The 17,539-nt window shown below is 47.8% G+C and carries 16 protein-coding genes and 1 tRNA gene; 10 read left to right on the top strand and 7 right to left on the bottom strand.

Annotation, left to right across the window (positions count from 1 at the left end; genetic code table 11):
- Positions 1 to 137: 137 nt before the first annotated feature.
- Positions 138 to 1,613 (top strand): CHAT domain-containing protein, encoded by a 1,476-nt coding sequence (locus NT002_09735; GenBank protein MCX6829546.1) that lies wholly within the window; start codon positions 138 to 140, stop codon positions 1,611 to 1,613.
- Between the two features lie 364 nt (positions 1,614 to 1,977).
- Here the strand turns inward: NT002_09735 and NT002_09740 are convergent.
- The 4 genes from NT002_09740 to NT002_09755 all read right to left on the bottom strand — a co-directional run bounded on the left by NT002_09740 (position 1,978) and on the right by NT002_09755 (position 4,586).
- Positions 1,978 to 2,051: transfer RNA gene (locus NT002_09740), tRNA-Met, on the bottom strand.
- 73 nt (positions 2,052 to 2,124) lie between these two features.
- Complete coding sequence (locus NT002_09745; GenBank protein ID MCX6829547.1) at positions 2,125 to 2,850, bottom strand: DUF116 domain-containing protein; 726 nt, start codon at positions 2,848 to 2,850, stop codon at positions 2,125 to 2,127.
- Positions 2,851 to 3,501: 651 nt separating this feature from the next.
- Positions 3,502 to 4,038, bottom strand: a complete 537-nt coding sequence (locus tag NT002_09750; protein MCX6829548.1) for a hypothetical protein — start codon at positions 4,036 to 4,038, stop codon at positions 3,502 to 3,504.
- Between the two features lie 14 nt (positions 4,039 to 4,052).
- Positions 4,053 to 4,586, bottom strand: coding sequence for an outer membrane beta-barrel protein (locus NT002_09755; GenBank protein ID MCX6829549.1), 534 nt, complete (start codon positions 4,584 to 4,586; stop codon positions 4,053 to 4,055).
- Positions 4,587 to 4,944: 358 nt separating this feature from the next.
- Here NT002_09755 and NT002_09760 point away from each other — a divergent pair, with 358 nt between their 5' ends.
- From NT002_09760 to speE, 4 genes are read left to right on the top strand one after another with little or no spacing between them, the layout of a single operon-like run.
- Positions 4,945 to 5,487 (top strand): XRE family transcriptional regulator, encoded by a 543-nt coding sequence (locus tag NT002_09760; protein ID MCX6829550.1) that lies wholly within the window; start codon positions 4,945 to 4,947, stop codon positions 5,485 to 5,487.
- Positions 5,488 to 5,523: 36 nt separating this feature from the next.
- Positions 5,524 to 5,943 (top strand): adenosylmethionine decarboxylase, encoded by a 420-nt coding sequence (gene speD, locus NT002_09765; GenBank protein ID MCX6829551.1) that lies wholly within the window; start codon positions 5,524 to 5,526, stop codon positions 5,941 to 5,943.
- 20 nt (positions 5,944 to 5,963) lie between these two features.
- Positions 5,964 to 7,127 carry a type III PLP-dependent enzyme gene (locus NT002_09770; protein MCX6829552.1) on the top strand — a complete coding sequence of 388 codons (1,164 nt, stop codon included), beginning with the start codon at positions 5,964 to 5,966 and terminating at the stop codon, positions 7,125 to 7,127.
- A complete protein-coding gene (gene speE / locus NT002_09775) occupies positions 7,114 to 8,025 on the top strand; it encodes a polyamine aminopropyltransferase (GenBank protein MCX6829553.1) in 912 nt (303 codons plus the stop codon). Before NT002_09770 ends, speE begins: the two co-directional genes overlap by 14 nt.
- 1,160 nt (positions 8,026 to 9,185) lie before the next feature.
- On the opposite strand, the gene NT002_09780 is transcribed toward speE, so the two are convergent.
- The 3 genes from NT002_09780 to NT002_09790 all read right to left on the bottom strand — a co-directional run bounded on the left by NT002_09780 (position 9,186) and on the right by NT002_09790 (position 12,120).
- A complete protein-coding gene (locus tag NT002_09780; GenBank protein MCX6829554.1) occupies positions 9,186 to 9,389 on the bottom strand; it encodes a hypothetical protein in 204 nt (67 codons plus the stop codon).
- A gap of 251 nt (positions 9,390 to 9,640) precedes the next feature.
- A complete protein-coding gene (locus NT002_09785; GenBank protein ID MCX6829555.1) occupies positions 9,641 to 11,521 on the bottom strand; it encodes a DUF4365 domain-containing protein in 1,881 nt (626 codons plus the stop codon).
- A gap of 221 nt (positions 11,522 to 11,742) precedes the next feature.
- A complete protein-coding gene (locus NT002_09790; protein MCX6829556.1) occupies positions 11,743 to 12,120 on the bottom strand; it encodes a transposase in 378 nt (125 codons plus the stop codon).
- Between the two features lie 550 nt (positions 12,121 to 12,670).
- Here NT002_09790 and rpmE point away from each other — a divergent pair.
- From rpmE to NT002_09815, 5 genes are all read left to right on the top strand, one after another.
- Positions 12,671 to 12,925: a 50S ribosomal protein L31 gene (gene rpmE / locus NT002_09795; protein ID MCX6829557.1), complete on the top strand. Its 255-nt coding sequence runs from the start codon at positions 12,671 to 12,673 to the stop codon at positions 12,923 to 12,925.
- Positions 12,926 to 13,028: 103 nt separating this feature from the next.
- Complete coding sequence (locus tag NT002_09800) at positions 13,029 to 13,994, top strand: DUF1385 domain-containing protein (GenBank protein ID MCX6829558.1); 966 nt, start codon at positions 13,029 to 13,031, stop codon at positions 13,992 to 13,994.
- Positions 13,995 to 14,045: 51 nt separating this feature from the next.
- Positions 14,046 to 15,134 carry a peptide chain release factor 1 gene (gene prfA, locus NT002_09805; GenBank protein ID MCX6829559.1) on the top strand — a complete coding sequence of 363 codons (1,089 nt, stop codon included), beginning with the start codon at positions 14,046 to 14,048 and terminating at the stop codon, positions 15,132 to 15,134.
- Positions 15,131 to 16,117 carry a hypothetical protein gene (locus tag NT002_09810; GenBank protein ID MCX6829560.1) on the top strand — a complete coding sequence of 329 codons (987 nt, stop codon included), beginning with the start codon at positions 15,131 to 15,133 and terminating at the stop codon, positions 16,115 to 16,117. The genes prfA and NT002_09810 overlap by 4 nt, the downstream gene beginning before the upstream one ends.
- Complete coding sequence (locus tag NT002_09815; protein MCX6829561.1) at positions 16,090 to 17,538, top strand: TldD/PmbA family protein; 1,449 nt, start codon at positions 16,090 to 16,092, stop codon at positions 17,536 to 17,538. The genes NT002_09810 and NT002_09815 overlap by 28 nt, the downstream gene beginning before the upstream one ends.
- Position 17,539: the final 1 nt, after the last annotated feature.

The raw sequence follows: 17,539 nt of genomic DNA on the forward strand, positions 1-17,539 counted from the left end.
ATCAACGACTATATCAGAGACTATAACCGGAAACCGACCGTCTTTCGCTGGACCAAAAACGCAAATATGATCCTCCGAAAAATCGATCGCTGTAAAGAAGCGTTAGGGACACCACACTAGCAGAATCGTTTCGGTATATGAAGTTTCAAATATCTAAGTTTATTATCAAGGGCCCTGGTGATGACACTACTGGGACCTATAAGAAGAAACTCGACTCCTTACTTCAAGCTGCCAATAATCTTGAGGGCGAGTTATCGCGCCGCAGTTTGAGTTTTCGGAGAAGGCAAGAGATTAATAATATCTCGGTGGTGAAGATTGACTCTTTATTGCCGGCCAATACGGCGTTTATCGAATTTCTTAAATGGGATTATCGTCAAATAAAGTCAGATTCCGTTATTCCGAAATACTTGGCGCTAATTATAAACAAGGGGAGAAATACAGAGATCGTGCAGCTTGGCGACGCCTCGGATATAGATCCATTGGTTTATCATTACTTGGAGCATATGCGCGGAGTAGCCTCGTCAGGCCGACAGCCGAATAACTCAGATTTGGCAGCATATAAACCGATTGGTCAGGAAATTTATGAGAAGATCTGGAAACCGCTGGAAAACAATCTTGAAAAAGAGCAAACTGTATTTGTTGGGCTCGACGGCTCACTAAATCTTGTATCGCTGGCCGGATTGATTGACGAGAAAGGGACATATCTGGCGGAGAAATATACGCTTCATCATCTTTCTTCGGCCAGGGACTTGATCAGGCTGCAGGATATACCGAATCCATCAGCGGGGCTATTTGCTTTGGGAGATCCTGATTATGACGCGACGCCTTTGAGTCGCAAATTTCCGGACGAACTCGCGAAAGATTCGAATGGTATTAATAACGTCTCGGCATTTGCAACGCGCAATGTTCGCTCCGGATGCGGAGACTTAAGAGATCTCCAGGTGCAACCATTGCCGGGGACAAGACGCGAGATTAATCGAATTATGGCCGAGTGGCGGGCTGCTTCAGATGAACCAACATCTGTGTTTCTTGGTTCTCAAGCCAGCGAGGACAATTTCAAGGCTCAGGCGCCGGGGAAACGTGTGGTGCATCTTGCCACACATGGGTATTTTCTTGAGGGTCGATGCCAGCCTTCAGCGCCGTCCGTTAGGCTCGACGAAGAAGAAGCCTGGATTGGCGAGAATCCGCTTCTTCAGTCCGGCCTGCTTTTGGCAGGCGCGAATTTGCATGGCGCCGGAGCCGATAGTCTGGACATTGATGATGGCGTTCTTTCCGCCTATGAAGTATCGGCGATGAATCTGGAAGGAACGCAGTTGATAGTCTTGTCAGCCTGCGAGACCGGCTTGGGCGAAGTCAAATCAGGTGAAGGTGTCTACGGGTTAAGGCGGGCGTTTCAAATGGCCGGAGCGAGGACGGTTATTAGTGCGCTCTGGCAGGTGGATGACCAAACCACGGCCGACATAATGAGTCGGCTATATATCAAGTCAGATAAATCAATTCCAGAACGGATTAGGGAGTTGCAGTTACAGCAAATCAAGAAGCTTCGAGCTGGCGGATTCTCGGATCATCCATATTCCTGGGCTGCTTTTATCGCGCAAGGGGATTGGCGATGATCGAGTTTCATCCCTCTATCTAAAAAGGGGACGGTCGAAATGCCTGTCCCCTTTTCTTTATCGGATTTCCATTTCTACAATAGCGAGTTTATGAAATTGGACACTGCAAGATTGGAGTATATAAGGCAAAGATGATAAATGCGGTCTAGAAATTAGCGCACAATGTCTATGATGATCATCTTCGAATCTATGGCTCTTTGTCCGTCAGCCGCGCATTGCGGAGCTCTGGTTCCCTTGTAACCGAGTGACGGAACATCATGACATAGCCAGGCCGCGGGAGAAAGATGTTCCAATTCTGTCACAGGGGCCTAGAAAATATTTATTGGCCGCCGTAACTGATTGTGAATCATTGACTTAAATTCAATAGCGGTGCAGGGACTCGAACCCCGGACACGTGGATTATGATTCCACTGCTCTAACCAACTGAGCTACACCGCCATTCTTCAGCGAGGATTCCTAATCTATCAAAATATCAACATTTGTCAAGGAATTTGCCTTGTCGCAGATGAATCTATTGGGACAGACAGTTCTTAATCGCCTGCTCTATCTGGGTCAGGTCGACACAGGTGTTCTTGCAGGGCCCTTCCGGCCGCTGATTCGGAAAACCGATCACCGGTATATAAGGATTGATTTCCCGGAATCCCGATATCAAGTCTCTTTCGCAGGCGATTGCAATAATAATCCGCGGGTGAACCTCTTTGATTTTGAGACGCGCCTCGGTGCCACCGCCGACAGTTGCCATCTGGAACCGGTAACGGTCGCGCAACTCCCGCAGCCGGGAATTGTTCTCTTTAGTCAGACAGCGCGGCATCAGCAGCAAAAGCTTTTCCGGGTCGGTCAGTGTCGGCCGCGTGCCAATAATCATATTATGAATCTTGAGGAAAGAATTGGCCAGACGGTCCCTAGAAACTCCGAGAATCCTCCCTACCGTCATAACAATTGAGAGCAGGCGATTAACCAGCGGCGGGATGACAATTAACCTGGTAAACGGCCACCGAAGCACCGCCGAGAGAACAAAAAGAATCAGCCAGAGAATCAAGATTCCACAGAAAACCAGAAAGAGAACAGAAAAAAGACTCGGCAGAAATGTCCCGATAGCCGCCAGGCGTGGATATATGAGCCATAGGAATAATCCCCCCACCAGTATCAACGCCAGCGTGGAAAGGACGGCCAGCCCCAAGAATGTCCGATATTCGGCTTCCGATGATTCCGTGCGGCTCTGGCTATCCCAATCCAACCATTCCTCGCCAAGTCTGCGATCAACGGTTTTTTTATTTTCAGGCTGATTTTCCATTATTGACAATATATACGGCAGAAAGACGCCGGTCAACTAGAGCGAACATTTAATGGATCGGCCCCCGGCTTGGAGACTGATAAAGAGACTATCCGAACTCTGATTATTAACCGATACAGTGAGGCGGTGAAGAGAAAGACTTGGGCAAATCAAAAGGAGCTCCTTCCTCACTTAAGGAGCTCCTTCATCCCCACCTCTTAAATACCCTTCACCGCCATACTATATTTAAGAGTAACTAACCTCGATAAGAATATAATCAATTGATATGCCGAACAGCCCCACCCAAGTTCTTATTGTTGTAAGCGACATCATAACAATAACTTACGAAAAGACATATTTCTTTCAAGACAACTTATCGAATATCCGGCGACGCATAATATGCGCTTGATTCTGATGCTTGATGCCATCTGATTTTTGAGCCTATTGTTATTTAATGAGTTATCTTTTGCAGGACCTGCGTCATTATTGCCCTTGATGACAAACTCTGCGCCGGAAACACGTCGGAAGAGTCCTATAATCCTTGCCGCTACGGTCTATTAAGTAAAAAAACCCGCTCCGAATTGAAGCGGGTTCAATAAATTCCAGCCAATACTCTTAACTGCTGGCCGTTATCGTCACAATGACCGTAGCCGAATCGATTGTGATATCAAAAGGAAGCGTTGTAGTAAGAGCATAAACCTTGAACTTGCCGCCCTCAACCAGCTTTCTCATGGAAGGAAGATTCTTAATATATATCAGAGAAGTCGGCCAATCAACGTAGGTCTTCCCGGCCGGAAGTATCAGACCGGAAAAAATCGGTATAGCATTGTCTCGAACACCGGCCGTATCCGTATAAATCGTATCCAGTGCAGAGGCAAAAAGCTCCCCGGTAACCGGCGATGAGCCGTTATTGGTCACCCAGAGCTGGAAACCGACATTGTCAACATACTTGATATCGTCTTTATGATCTTTCCAGACCTGTTCCTTGGATAAATCCGCTTCAAAATACTGGAATTGATTGCCAGGGTTGACCTCCGTTCTGTTAATCTTCAGGTCGATGACAAACGTCCCTGTCAGAAGCAAACATCCGCTGATTGCAAAAATCGCAAGAAGGGCGGAGAGAAGAACATATAATTTCATTTTTCTAATCATGATCCTCCACCTCCCTAAAATCCAAAGTAATAGTTAAGGCCGCCGGTAACAGCAGCCGATTTCTTGGACCCACCCCCGTCAGTGGTGACAATATTCAGCTTGCCTCGGAAATCGAGCCCAAAACTGGGGGCCAGACCGATTTCAAAACCGAGCCCGGTCGTCCATCCCATCTTGCTGATATCATCATCATTATCACGTTTGATTTTATAAATCCCGCCACCCAGGATCCCATACATTCTGAAGCCGATCGCGCCCAATCCGGCGCTTCCCAATATGGCATCGACTCCATACGAGGTAACTTTGGACCCTTTGCGGACACCAAAGCTGTACTCGGCGTCGCCGAACTTGGCGAAATTGATGTTCGGCTCCAGCGCGATTCCAGGCAGAAGGCTCAATTTTGCCTTCAGGCCATATACTGTGCCGGAGCTTTGATCCTCCTGAATGATCGGGATATTGACGCCGCCATAGCCGCCGACTCCGAAATGAGCCGCCCCGACCGATGCGGAAATCGCCATCATCAAGAGGAGTAAAAGGATTCGCTTGCGCATTGAACCTCCGTCGCTGCGTTCTTTTAATTGGTTAATTATAATAAACTTACGCAACCTGATTGATAATTGTCAAGGATTTTAGCAGAATCCCGTTAATTTTTATTTCCGCCGGCAGTATATCGTCACTGCGTCCGGCCCAAGTCCCCCTTTCGATAAAACTCGGTTTATTATAAAGTAACCTCAAGTATAGTATACCGTTATTTGTTTTAATATCGACTCCATCAATCCAATATCTTTTCCCGACCCCAATAATTTTGAAAAAAAATCGTTTTCTCCTATAATTTTTTCTTGACAGGCCGAAAATTTAAATTAGAATAGGGAAGCTTTATTAAACTTTTGTTTGTTTTTTGCTAAACTGATGAGACTGGAAATAGGAGAAAAAATCAAGGCCCTGAGACTGGCTTCAGAACTGACCCAGTCGGAACTGGCGGCTCGGGCGCGTCTCACCAAGGGATTTATCTCTCAGGTGGAACGCGACCAGACCTCTATTTCGCTCGATTCGCTGCTGGATATCCTGGAGGCGCTGGGTGTATCGATCACCGAGTTTTTCGGAAATGTAGGGCAGTCACGGGTTGTTTTTTCCCCTAAGGAACGGCTGCAATTGGAGGAAAAGGGAATTCAGAAGTTTGAAATGCTGATTCCGGGCAGTACCAACAATCTGATGGATCCGATCATGGTCGGGATGGCGCCGGGTGAGGAACTTCCACCCGAGGGGCCCCACGCCGGAGAGGAATTTGGTTATGTCCTTTCAGGTGTCCTGACTCTGATTATCGGAAAAAGGGTTTTTAAGCTGCCGCCCCGACATTGCTTCTATTTTGAAGCTGACCAGAATCATCAATATGTCAACCGAGGCAAGGTGGGCACCAATTTTCTATGGATAACAGCGCCGCCTCAAATGTAACCTGCGAAACCCCTACCTTAGAAGGAGGGATATAGGATGAAAATACTTGGTCGTCACCTTCTGGCCGAACTTGCCGAGTGCGAATCGGATGCGCTCAACAACCGGCCGGAGCTGGAAAGAATCATGTTGGAGGCGGCTCGTCGTTCCGGCGCGACCGTGGTTGATTCAGTATTTCATCATTATAATCCTCAGGGCTTATCCGGCATTGTCGTGATAGCCGAATCACATATTTCTATCCACACCTGGCCCGAATATGGTTATGCCGCGGTCGATTGCTTCACCTGCGGCTCCAGTGTTGACCCATGGAAAGCGCTGGAATATCTGAAAGAGGCCCTCGGCTGCAGAGCGCCGCAAATTCGCGACTTTTCACGCGGTATCCCCTCTGCCTCCGATGAAATCATCGCCCATAAAGCCAACGCGGTTCTCCCCGCCATGGATAACCAGTTAACCCATTAGCGTCAAGGGGGAATGGAAAAATGATTAAGGCAATCGATGTCCGAAACCCCAATCAGAAATCGCGTCTTCAGGATTCCGATTTCAACCGCGTGACCGAACTCATGGGAGAACGGAGGCTGAGAACTCCTTTCCTGATTCTCTATCGTTCGGAAATCAGAGATAACCTGGCCCGACTGGCCGCCGCCCTTCCCGGCGTTGACATTCATTATGCGGCCAAGTCAAACAACCACCCCGCCATTCTTGAGGAAGTGGCCGATGCGGGACATAAATTCGACATCTCCTCCTATCAGGAGATGCTGCAGGCAATCAAGGCCGGCGGCCATGTGGATGAAATGATCCATTCCAATCCGATCAAATCGCCCTATGAAATCGCCGATGCCGTTCAGGCCGGGATTTCCCTTTTTGTCGTCGATAACCCCGATGAGATCGACAAGTTTATCCCTTACCGCGGCAAAGTCCGCCTGCTGGTTCGTTTCAAAGTCGAAAACAGCGATGCGGTCGTCAACCTCTCCACCAAATTCGGCTGCACCACAGCCGAGGTCCCCGAATTGGCCGAAAAGATCCGGGAGCAGGGGCTGGAATACCACGGACTGGCCTTCCATGTCGGGAGTCAGTGTCTCAGCAATGACATCTACCTGAAGGCGATTGATATCTCCGCCGGGTTGATTGAAGAACTCAGCGCCCGCGGCTTCAGAACCCGACTGCTCGATATCGGCGGCGGTTTCCCCGTTCCCTATACCGGCGAAGTTCCCGGGATTGAGGAATTCTGCAAACCGATCCGGGAAAGGCTCGCCGAGAAGATCGATTCCGCAGTCAATTTGATTTGCGAGCCGGGACGGTATATCTCGGCGACGGCGGTGACACTGGTGGCTGCTATTATCGGCAAGTCCCTTCGCTCCGGGAAAAGATGGTATTTCCTCGATGACGGCGTTTACGGCTCGTTCTCCGGACGCCTCTACGACCACTGTACCTATCAGATTATGACCAACCGCAACACCACCTGGAAACGTTCCGTGCTGGCCGGCCCGACCTGCGACTCATTTGATGTTATCTACCGTGATATCGTCCTTCCGCCCCTCAGTGTCGGCGACCTGCTGATGTTCCCGGCCATGGGCGCTTACACTTCGGTCTCGGCGTCATCTTTCAACTGTCTCAGAAAGGCGGAATACATTGTCATCGACTAGGAAAAGCAACGCCGGTTCGGACAAATATATTGTCGAATCCTCGATGTCCGACCTCTGGGACATGTGGCTGACCGAACTGCACCAGGGAAAAAGCGGCCTGACCATCAAAATCAAGGCTCTGCTCGAATCGACCCAGTCGAAATTTCAACGAATCGATATTCTCGATACCGAGGATTTCGGCAAGATGCTGGTTTTGTACGGCTCGATGATGGTGGCCGATAATGACCTCTTCTCTTACAACGAGATGATCACCCATGTGCCGCTCTTTGTGCATCCCAAACCGAACAAGGTGCTGATTATCGGCGGCGGTGATTGCGGGGCGCTGACCAACGTGATGAAACATCCCGAGGTCAAATCGTGCACCATGTGCGAAATCGACAAAATGGTGGTCGAGGTCTGCAAGCGGCATTTCCCGAAAATGACCGCCGGCACCAGAGATAAGCGGACGAAACTGGTGTTCCAGGATGGCAAGAAATTTATTGCCGATACCAAACAGAAATTCGACATCATTCTCCTCGACCTGTCCGACCCGATCGGCCCGGCGGCCGACCTGTTTCAGAAGAAATTCCACCAGAAGGTGCATGACACGCTTGGTCCTGATGGTATCATGGTGGCGCAGTCGGAATCGCCGGTTTTCAATCCAGAGACGGTGAAGCAGATGTATAAGAATCTGCGGCAGATTTTCCCGATTGTGAGAATGTACACGGCGCATGTGCCGATTTACCCCTCGTCTTACTGGTCGTTTGCTTTTTGTTCCAAGAAATATCATCCGATTGATGATTTCGATTATGGCCGTTACAAAAACCTGAAACTGCAGAACAATTATTACAATGTGGATATTCATCTTGGTGCGTTCTGCCTTCCCGAGTATGTGAAGAAGTTGATTGGAGACAAGTAAGGGGCAGGAAGATTTTTGACATCCTTGATTTTGCCATAGAAGGGCGGTCTTGTGACCGCCCTTATTATTTGCCTGGACATAATTTATCTCTATGTAATCGGCTTGAAAGGGCACGAGCGCCCGCCGTGGCGGGCAGCGAGCCTACACCGCCTATTCCGGCGGGTCTGATGACCGGCGCGGCACGGTAAATGGGCTGCGGTGGGGTACCCGGCACCCGGGCAAAATGGGTTCGTCGCTTAAATTCTTGTTCTACCAAAAAACATAATCACTTTCTTTTTATTTGTTGCCGGAGAATGGATTGGGCAGGCGGGAGAGGGTCGGCAAATTGGGTTTGTTTCTTCGTTTTTTAAAATGTTTCTTTTAGTCCGGCGGCGAATTGGCATAGTGGCCCTGCAACAAAGGCGGGTGTCCCGGTCGGTTTTGGGGCCGGATGATTTTAAGGCATTGGCACAATTGGCGATAAGCTGTTTTTCTCTGTCGGACATATAAATAATCACTCTTTCTATATAAGGGGGGGAGGTGCAAATCACCATCGATTCGATGTGGATTTTGTAATTAAGGCGGTTGATGACATGATTCATTACCGTGTGAAGGTCCCGACAGAGGTCGGGACTGATGGCGCGGGGAAATTCGACCAGCCCGGATGACGGAAAGATAAGAAATTATGTAGGGGCGAATCCGCCAGTGGCGGATGTTAGCCCTATTCACACTCTGGGTCGACACCTCGAGGCTGTCTCATAAGTTGGCTAAAGAATACTTTTGGGTCACAAGCCCAGAGAGCTATTGTTTGCAAGCCATTGAATGTCAACGGTCGGTTCGCAGACCGACCGGGCGGCGGGTTTGAGAACCCGCCGATCACGGTACTTGTGGGATGGCCTCTGGACAGCCGCCGCCCACAAATAAAGAAAGAGGGGGAATGATCCACTAAAACGGTTGTGCCGCAAGAGATTGAATTTGGGTGCAAGAAAGCGAAGCCAAAATAAAGCAAGTCAAACGTATGTATAGCAAGGAAATAACAGAAATTGGGTTTGCTTTTCAAAATTTTTCGTCTCTCCCGGGCAGATTTATTTTGGCCCGAATTGCATGCATGGCAAAGAGTAAGACGAAAAGACAAGGGGGTCACAATTTGGGTTTGTTTTTTCGTTTCGATATTTATTGATTTATTTCGCAGGCGGTAATTGGGCACGCGGGCGATGGCGGAAAAATGCGGCATTATTGGATTCACCCGCCGAAGAAAATATGGCGCCCCATTGTGGCCGCTTGGGAAACAATGAGTTAGGCGGAATGAGTTGAACCGGGACCGGGGAGTTCGTTTCTTCATTTTTGTATTCAGTTGTAGCGATCTTGTAGTGATTTTGCGGCATGCGTTCCTCCGGTGATAAATTCCGCGAAGGGAATCGCGATAGATTTCATTCTGGAAATAGACATATTAACATTCATGCTATATATCAGGGGGGCAGGGGGAAATCACCATCGAATCGATGTGGATTTTGTAATCGAGGCCGTCCAGCGCATCCCGCAGCCGCCGAGACAGAGGGGGAATTATGGTTTTCCGTCAGGAGGGACTCCTGACGGCGCGGGAATTTGGCACAAATCTGGCACAATATTTAATGGATTAACTATGCTTTTCATTATTCCATTCATCGAATAATGCCCCAGACTTTACTTTTAGTAGTTTCAATATTGAACGATATAATGGAAGTGGATTGAAAAAGATGTCAGCTGAAAGATTTGAACTCGAGACAAGTCGGTACCTTTTGGAATCTATAATTATTTCTTTATCAAACTTAGAATAATCCAATTGAGGCGCAGATTTATCATCTTCCATATATACATCAATTGTAATTTCATGATTTTCATCTAAACACAGAAGATTAAAATATATTATACTCGGCCAGTCACTCATTTCATTACACTCCTCATGCGCAACAACTTTGACAACCTGTCTATTAAAGTCGGATGCATAATGAAATTTATCTTCTAACATTGGAAAATTTTCATGTATAATTGAATTAAAAGCAATTGGCAAATAGGCAAAATATGTCTTTACTTTACTCAATAAATCAGCCGGTGCTAACCATTTATAAATCCATCTTGATTGCCTGTTCCGATTATAGTCATATTTTGGATACAGTCTTTCAACCTCAATAACACCTCTATTCCTAAAATCTTCTAACGATGATAAGAATAAGTTAATTGGATAATCGTCGTGACCGATGGGGAAGTTTAGCATAAATGGAGAATTGTCAGCAATTTGTTTTATGGTGATATCATGTACTTTATCAACTGTAGCTTTTGGGATTAGAATATCTGCACTATTAATATCAAAATATTGCTTAGAAGTATAAGAATTTTTATGACCTTGCCTTTGACTATCATTGCATAAATTTATAATATTAATTATCCATCTTGGCAAGAATTTATTAAAGCCGAAGAGTATTTCATCTATAGTATATTTATCCTTTTTTTCGAGGCCAAATTTATAATGTGACTTATTCAATATATCAAAAATCAACTCTCTTGCTAGATAATCATTTTTGAAACCAAGACCTCCTCTTTCAATAATATGAATCAGGTCTTCCCTGACAAGTTCTTGTGCATAGGTTCTGGGGTCTGTTTCTACGGGATTAATACCAAAATGAGTTACCGCCCTAAGCCCCTTGCTCACCATTTTATCAATAAACGAGTCGGGAATTTTCTTTATATCAAGATCAGTTGAATCCTTAGGGATTTCATAAATAACATAACTTAAATGCTTCTCGTCATAATGAGTATATGCAAATCCATATTTGCGAGCATTGGGATAGTACAGTCTTGATATAATTCTAAACTTTGATGACATTAGATTGTTGTACTCATCCAAAAACTCCTGGATTTTTTCTACATTTATGTCGTCATCAAGTCTAATTCCTCCCAAGTTCTCACTCAAAATCTTTTGTACAAGACGAATTCGCGCGGCATCGTCTTCGAGTTCACTAAATAATTTTATTACCTGCTTTCTGTTATTAAGAATTATTACCCAGGATTCATAATAATTTTGTTCCGATTTTGAAATAACATTTCTTACGGGAAGCTTAACTGTTAAAGATCCTTCTTTCTCCAAATTCTCTACCATTTTAGCGGTGACTTCATTCCAATATGCAATCTCATTTTGAATATCCACTCCAACCAAAATAGATGGTTCTAAGGCATCTTTGCAATGGCCAAGAAATCCTTCATCTGAAGAATAACCACCTCGTTTTATATCTGCATCTGATAGTGTTTTTACTTGTACATGTATCGTTCCAATAGAGCGATTTTCTGCATCGACAGGTTCAATATATCCGTCAGTATTTGGGTATTTATCTCTTTTAGCTATATGGGTTTTAACTCTATTTTCATCAATTAAACCTTCAAAAATCTTGATAGCGGTTACTTCTGCTGCATCTGTTTTTGGATAAGCAGCTTTTTTGTATTCTGTGCCTTTGCGGTTTATATGTTTTCTTTTTTCATTCATGATATGACTTATGCGTAACCGCGCTATGCATGTCCACTAATGCTCCAAAATAGTCCTCTCAAAATCAACATTAAGCAATATATCTATTTCGAAACTAAATTCCAATCGCTTTTGTTTTTCTGCTTTATTGTTCTTCGATTCAAGCCATTTTAGAACATCATTCTATGTTGCGCCAGGTTCTAGGTTTCGCGCCAGCGAAAGCGAGACCTGACGCCTCCCCCTCACCAATCTTTCCACACTAATCCGTATCTATCCACTCCCTTCACATATGCCTCCGCGCTTGACCATGGCCAATCCTCCGGCTTCTCTACCAATCCGGCGGTAACCGGATTATTATGAATGTAATCCAACTTCACTCTGAAGATACGCTCATCTGAAATCGCTACCCGATCATGGCGCGGCATCCAGAGATGCGGCATTTTGATAAGCAGCTTTCTAACCCCTTCCTGCGCAGTAAATATTTTGTAGTCGCGCATGAAATGCGGCAATTGGGCTCCATCAATAAAGAGGATTAAATGAATATGGCTCGGCATCAAAGTGTATGCGGCGATTTTCGCTCCAAATTTCTCCTTATAGAATAGAAGGGAGTCTATCAGCATTTCATATACACCCTCAACTAGTCCAAACTTGATTCGTGACGAAAAAGAAGAGGTGACAAAGAAGCAGGAATGATTTTTCTGGTCGGGATAGCGAAGGCCCATGCAGGTAATTTACACTCTGGAGATGTATTTGTCAAGGTTCTTTGGAGGCGTCAGGTCTCGCTTTCGCCGGCGCGAAACCTAGGACCTGACGCAACAGTGAAATGAATAACCTCCCTCACCAGATTAATAAAGGCATATAAACGCATCTATTTAGTGTGACTAACCTGTCACCTAGGACGGGTTGGATGACGACGGAAAAAATCCGGACGAATGTCCGGGCCACCCGCTCACGGCTTCACCCTCGAGGCGTGCACGCATGCGTGCGAGCACCGTAATATGTTATGGCATATAGGAATGGCACGAGCGCGGGGCACGTGCCATACAACTCACCCTTTGAAACGGGCTGGGGGGCAAACTCCTGATTTTCCTTGCCAGGATGGAACTTATATGTTATAATTATCGTTTGAATTCGTTTGGAGATAGTGATTTGCTAATAAAGGATAAAGAAGTGAAAGAGAAAATTCATCCCAAGTATTTTGACACCACGGTCTCCTGCGCCTGTGGGAACGTGATCAAAACCCGCTCCACGGTCAAGGATCTCAAGGTTGAAATCTGCTCCAACTGCCACCCGTTTTTCACCGGCCGCCAGAAACTGGTCGACACCGCCGGACGGATCGAGCGGTTCCGCCGGAAATACGGCATGGACAAGGAGAAAAAGGGCGAAACCAAGCCCGCCGCGGCCAAGAAGCCGAAAAGCGCGTAGTCGGAATAAATCTTTAATTCCCCAAGATATGGAAGGGGGATGCGTATATTGTTTGGTTTTTGTCGAAGAACTGACAGCAAGCATGTAACTCAATGAGGTATTGATGCCCGATTTAAGCGTTGGCGGACAGGCGGTAATTGAGGGTGTGATGATGCGGTCGAAAGATCGCGTGGCGACCGCAGTCCGCATTTCCACCGGCGAAATTCTGGTCAAATCGGAAGAGTCCATTTCGCTCACCAAGAAATACAAGATACTTGCCTGGCCGGTGCTCCGGGGCATTATTACTTTTTTCGAAATGCTCATTATAGGTATCAGAACCCTAAATTTTTCGGCCGATATCGCGGTCAAAGAAATCGAAAAAAGCGAGGCACTGGCCAATGGCCAGGTTTATGTCCCCAAAGAGCGGAAATCAAGTAATTTGGTGCTGATCGGGACAGTGATTTTTGCCCTTGGCCTGGGAATACTCATTTTCTTTTTTCTCCCCCTAGCGATTTCCTCGCTCCTGAATGTCCAGCGTGATGCGATCGCCTTTAATCTGGTCGCCGGTGGAATCCGGGTGTTGCTGTTTCTGCTTTATGTCTGGGGGATTTCGCAGTTCCGTGAATTCAGGCGGGTTTTTCAGTATCACGGCGCCGAACATAAATCAATCTATGCTTATGAAACCGGCGAGGAGTTGACGATCGATAATGTGGCGCGCTTTTCCACTTTCCATCCGCGCTGCGGGACCAGTTTCATTCTGATAGTCGCTCTCTTTGCCATTCTTATTTATTCTTTCACCGATTCACTCTATGCCGTTATTGTCGGTGTCCCGCCGGCGCTGGCCAAGCGATTCCTGATGCATTTCCTGCTTCTCCCTTTAGTGGCGGGCGGCGCTTATGAGCTTTTGAAGCTTTCCGGGAAAACGCGTGATAACAAAATCACCAAGCTATTGATCCAACCCGGGCTCTGGCTCCAGCGGATCACGACCCGCGAACCCTCTCCCGAGCAGATGGAAGTGGCTATCGTGGCGCTCGAGACGGCGCTCGGGATTACCGAGTCAAAGCTGGCCGTCAAAAAGACTTGCCTTTAGCTTCCAAAAACATTTATTTCTGACCTGCTTTCTTTAACCTGAGATAAATATATGCTTGCGATTATAGAAAATTTGGAAAAGCGCCTGGAAGAGTTGAATAACGACCTGATGAAACCGGAGATTCTGACTGATCAGGCGCGTCTCAAAGCGGTCTCGCAGGAACGGCGGCAGGTCGAGGAAATTCTTATGACCGGGCGGATTTATCGGGAATGCCTGAAAAGTATCGATGAGGCCAAGGAGATCCTGGCCGAATCGGAGGATTCCGATCTGCGAGAGATGGCCAAACAGGAATTGGATGAATGCACTGCCCGCCTTCCGGAGTTGGAAAGCAAGCTGAACCTTCTGCTTGTCCCGCGCAATCCCCATGATTCCAAGAATGCCATTTTCGAAATCCGGGCCGGCACCGGCGGTGATGAAGCGGCCATTTTTGCCGCCGATTTATACCGTATGTATACCCGCTATGCCGAGCGCCGGGGCTGGAAAGTCGATCTCCTTTCCTCCAATCCGACCGGTATCGGCGGTCTTAAGGAAGTTATTTTCTTGATTAAGGGGGAATCGGCCTACGGGGAACTGAAATTCGAGTCGGGGGTACATCGGGTGCAGCGTGTCCCGCAGACCGAAGCTCAGGGGCGGATTCATACCTCCGCCGCCACCGTGGCGGTTTTGCAGGAGGCCGAGGAAGTAGATATAAAGATTGAAGAGAAGGATTTGAAAGTCGATGTTTATCGTTCCTCCGGCCCCGGGGGGCAATCGGTCAATACGACCGATTCGGCGGTGCGACTAACGTATCTCCCCACCGGCACGGTGGTCACCTGCCAGGATGAAAAATCACAGTTGAAAAATAAAGTGAAAGCGATGCAGGTGCTGCGCGCGCGGCTTCTGGATAGAGCCATTGAGGAGCAAAACAGGGAAATCGCTCAGGAGCGCAAAGCGATGGTCGGGACCGGCGATCGCTCGGCCAAAATCCGGACCTATAATTTCCCCCAGTCGCGTGTGACCGACCACCGTATCGGCCTGACCCTGCACCGTCTCGACGATATCCTTCAGGGGAACCTGGATGATCTGATCGAGGCCATGAAGAAGGATGATCTGGAAAGAAGGCTGAAGGAATCCGGGAAAATGAAAGAGAGAACGGTATGAAGACTTCTACGAAAATCCTGAGGTATTTTGCGGCCGCCGCCCTGACTATCATTCTGCTTATAATCGCCCGCCAGCTTTCAATGGTGCGGCCGATCAATATCGAAACTTCCGGCGGCAGTGTGGCTGTCGAGCATACCACCGTGCCCAAAATTGTGGAAGGTAAACCGGACCGTATAACGGTAAAAATTATAAATCCGGAGCAGAAGATGCTGGCGCCGATTTTGCACTGGATCGCCGCCAAAGAAAATATCGATGATCCCAATCGTTATCAAAGCCTGGCAATGATTCCGGATAGTACTCCCGACACCTATGCGGCGATGATGCCGGCCATGGAACGAGGAACGATCATTTATTACTATATCGATGCCAGAGACAACAACGGCATGCCGCTGGCGCGTCTGCCCGAATCGGGCGACCGGCCGATAAAATTGAAGTATGAGGGTGGGGTTCCCTCTTATATAGTCATACCGCACATCTTTCTCATGTTCATTGCCGTCTTTTTGGCCTCATTGGCCCTGATTGATTCAGTAGGGGTGATTTCCGGGCAGGAGCGTCTGGTGCCGATGGCCAGGAATTTCCTCTGGGCGGCCCTGGCGGTTTTTTTCGGCGGATATCCTTTCGGCTGGGCCATGAATTACTTTGCTTTTGGGATGATCTGGGAGGGAATTCCGTTCGGGTGGGATTTCACCGATAACAAAACCCAGATTGTTCTCCTGTACCTGATGTTTCTAAACCTGTCCACCCTCGGCACTCTGTCTAAGAATAGATTGGGAACCGACAATTTTCGGGGCAAATCACTGGGATGGCTGGGGCTGCTCGGTTTTATTCTCGTTCTGGGCATTTATATCGTTCCGCATTCCATTCAATTTTCCATTCCTGTCACCGCTCTTTTTTCTTATGGTTTGACAGCGGTTATTGCAATTCTGTATATTTCGGGTTTGACAGGGAAGAAAAAATGGAACGCGCCAAGTTCGCCGAAATAGCTTTAAAAGAATGCAAAGCCCTGAAGGCGGAATATGCCGATATCCGGCTGGAGCGGATTGAGGATGAGAATATTGCCGTCTCCGACGGCAAAGTCGAGCCGATCGAGCAGGCTTCCTCGGCCGGGATCGGTATCAGGGTAATCAAGGATGGCGCCTGGGGTTTTGCCGCCACCGATGACCTATCGGAAAAATCGGTCAAAAATAAAGCTCAGCTCGCGGTCGAAATCGCCATTGCCTCCGCTTCGGTCAATAAGAGCAGAGTAGAACTCTCCTCTCTCAAGGCATCTCAGGGTGAATATGTCTCCCCCTATGAGATTGACCCCTTCACAGTCCCCCTTGATCAAAAGATTTCCTTCCTGATGGAAATCGACAGCACCATCGGGGCGCAGGGTGCCGATAAGATAAATTCCCGGAATTGCTTTGCCGGGTTTCGCAAAATCGACAGCTATTTCGCCTCCTCCGAGGGGGCCAAAATAAGGCAGATTGTTGTACATAGCGGCGGCGGGATGCTATTGGGATTGACCAAATCGCACCGCGAGCGTTATGAGCGCTCTTTTCCATCATCTTCGGGCCAGTATGAATGCAAAGGGTTTGAGCTTCTCGAGGAATTGAAAATGAAAGAGGCTATTCCGCGTCTAATCGAGGAAATCGAGATGATGAAAACGGCCGAGCCGTGCCCCTCAAAGATGACCACTCTTCTGCTCTCGGGCGACCAGGTATCGCTTCAATTGCACGAATCGGTCGGGCATCCGCTGGAACTGGACCGGGTGTTCGGCTCCGAACGGAATTTCTCAGGGACTTCTTTCGCCACTCCGGATAACCTGGACAAACTCAAATATGCCTCTGATATTGTCACTGTCACAAGCGACCCGACCGCCTCTCATGGACTCGGCTCTTATGGCTATGATGATGAAGGGGTTCCGGGTTATCGGGCGGAATTGATAAAGAATGGCCTTCTGGTGAATTACCTTTCCTCGCGCGAGACGGCCGCCAGAATCGGCAAACTCTCGACCGGCGCCATGCGGGCCGATGGCTGGAGCAATCTGCCGCTGGTCAGAATGACCAACATTAACCTTGTTCCCGGCGAAAAATCAATCGCGCAGATTCTTTCGGAAATCGATGACGGCATTTATATGGACACGGTAAGCTCATGGTCGATCGACGACCAGCGCAAATATTTCCAGTTCGGCTGCGAAATTGGGTGGCTCATAAAGGGCGGGAAATTGACCACGGTCATAAATAATCCCACTTATTCGGGTTGTACCACCGATTTCTGGAACAAGTGTACGGCCATCGCCGATCAGAAATCATACCGCATCTGGGGGACGCCCAACTGCGGTAAAGGGGAACCAGGCCAGAACGCCCGCACCGGGCAGGGTGCATCACCCTGCCGGTTCGACAATATTCAGGTGGGAGGATAGT

This window comes from Candidatus Zixiibacteriota bacterium, from assembly GCA_026397505.1.
Taxonomy (GTDB): domain Bacteria; phylum Zixibacteria; class MSB-5A5; order GN15; family PGXB01; genus JAPLUR01.

Coding starts and splice junctions, on each gene's coding strand:
- NT002_09735 (MCX6829546.1), top strand. CDS start 138: ATGAAGTTTCAAATATCTAAGTTTATTATCAAGGGCCCTGGTGATGAC.
- NT002_09750 (MCX6829548.1), bottom strand. CDS start 4,038: ATGATTAGAAAAATGAAATTATATGTTCTTCTCTCCGCCCTTCTTGCG.
- NT002_09755 (MCX6829549.1), bottom strand. CDS start 4,586: ATGCGCAAGCGAATCCTTTTACTCCTCTTGATGATGGCGATTTCCGCA.
- NT002_09760 (MCX6829550.1), top strand. CDS start 4,945: ATGAGACTGGAAATAGGAGAAAAAATCAAGGCCCTGAGACTGGCTTCA.
- speD (MCX6829551.1), top strand. CDS start 5,524: ATGAAAATACTTGGTCGTCACCTTCTGGCCGAACTTGCCGAGTGCGAA.
- NT002_09770 (MCX6829552.1), top strand. CDS start 5,964: ATGATTAAGGCAATCGATGTCCGAAACCCCAATCAGAAATCGCGTCTT.
- NT002_09780 (MCX6829554.1), bottom strand. CDS start 9,389: ATGCCGCAAAATCACTACAAGATCGCTACAACTGAATACAAAAATGAA.
- NT002_09785 (MCX6829555.1), bottom strand. CDS start 11,521: ATGAATGAAAAAAGAAAACATATAAACCGCAAAGGCACAGAATACAAA.
- NT002_09790 (MCX6829556.1), bottom strand. CDS start 12,120: ATGCTGATAGACTCCCTTCTATTCTATAAGGAGAAATTTGGAGCGAAA.
- NT002_09800 (MCX6829558.1), top strand. CDS start 13,029: ATGCCCGATTTAAGCGTTGGCGGACAGGCGGTAATTGAGGGTGTGATG.
- prfA (MCX6829559.1), top strand. CDS start 14,046: ATGCTTGCGATTATAGAAAATTTGGAAAAGCGCCTGGAAGAGTTGAAT.
- NT002_09810 (MCX6829560.1), top strand. CDS start 15,131: ATGAAGACTTCTACGAAAATCCTGAGGTATTTTGCGGCCGCCGCCCTG.
- NT002_09815 (MCX6829561.1), top strand. CDS start 16,090: ATGGAACGCGCCAAGTTCGCCGAAATAGCTTTAAAAGAATGCAAAGCC.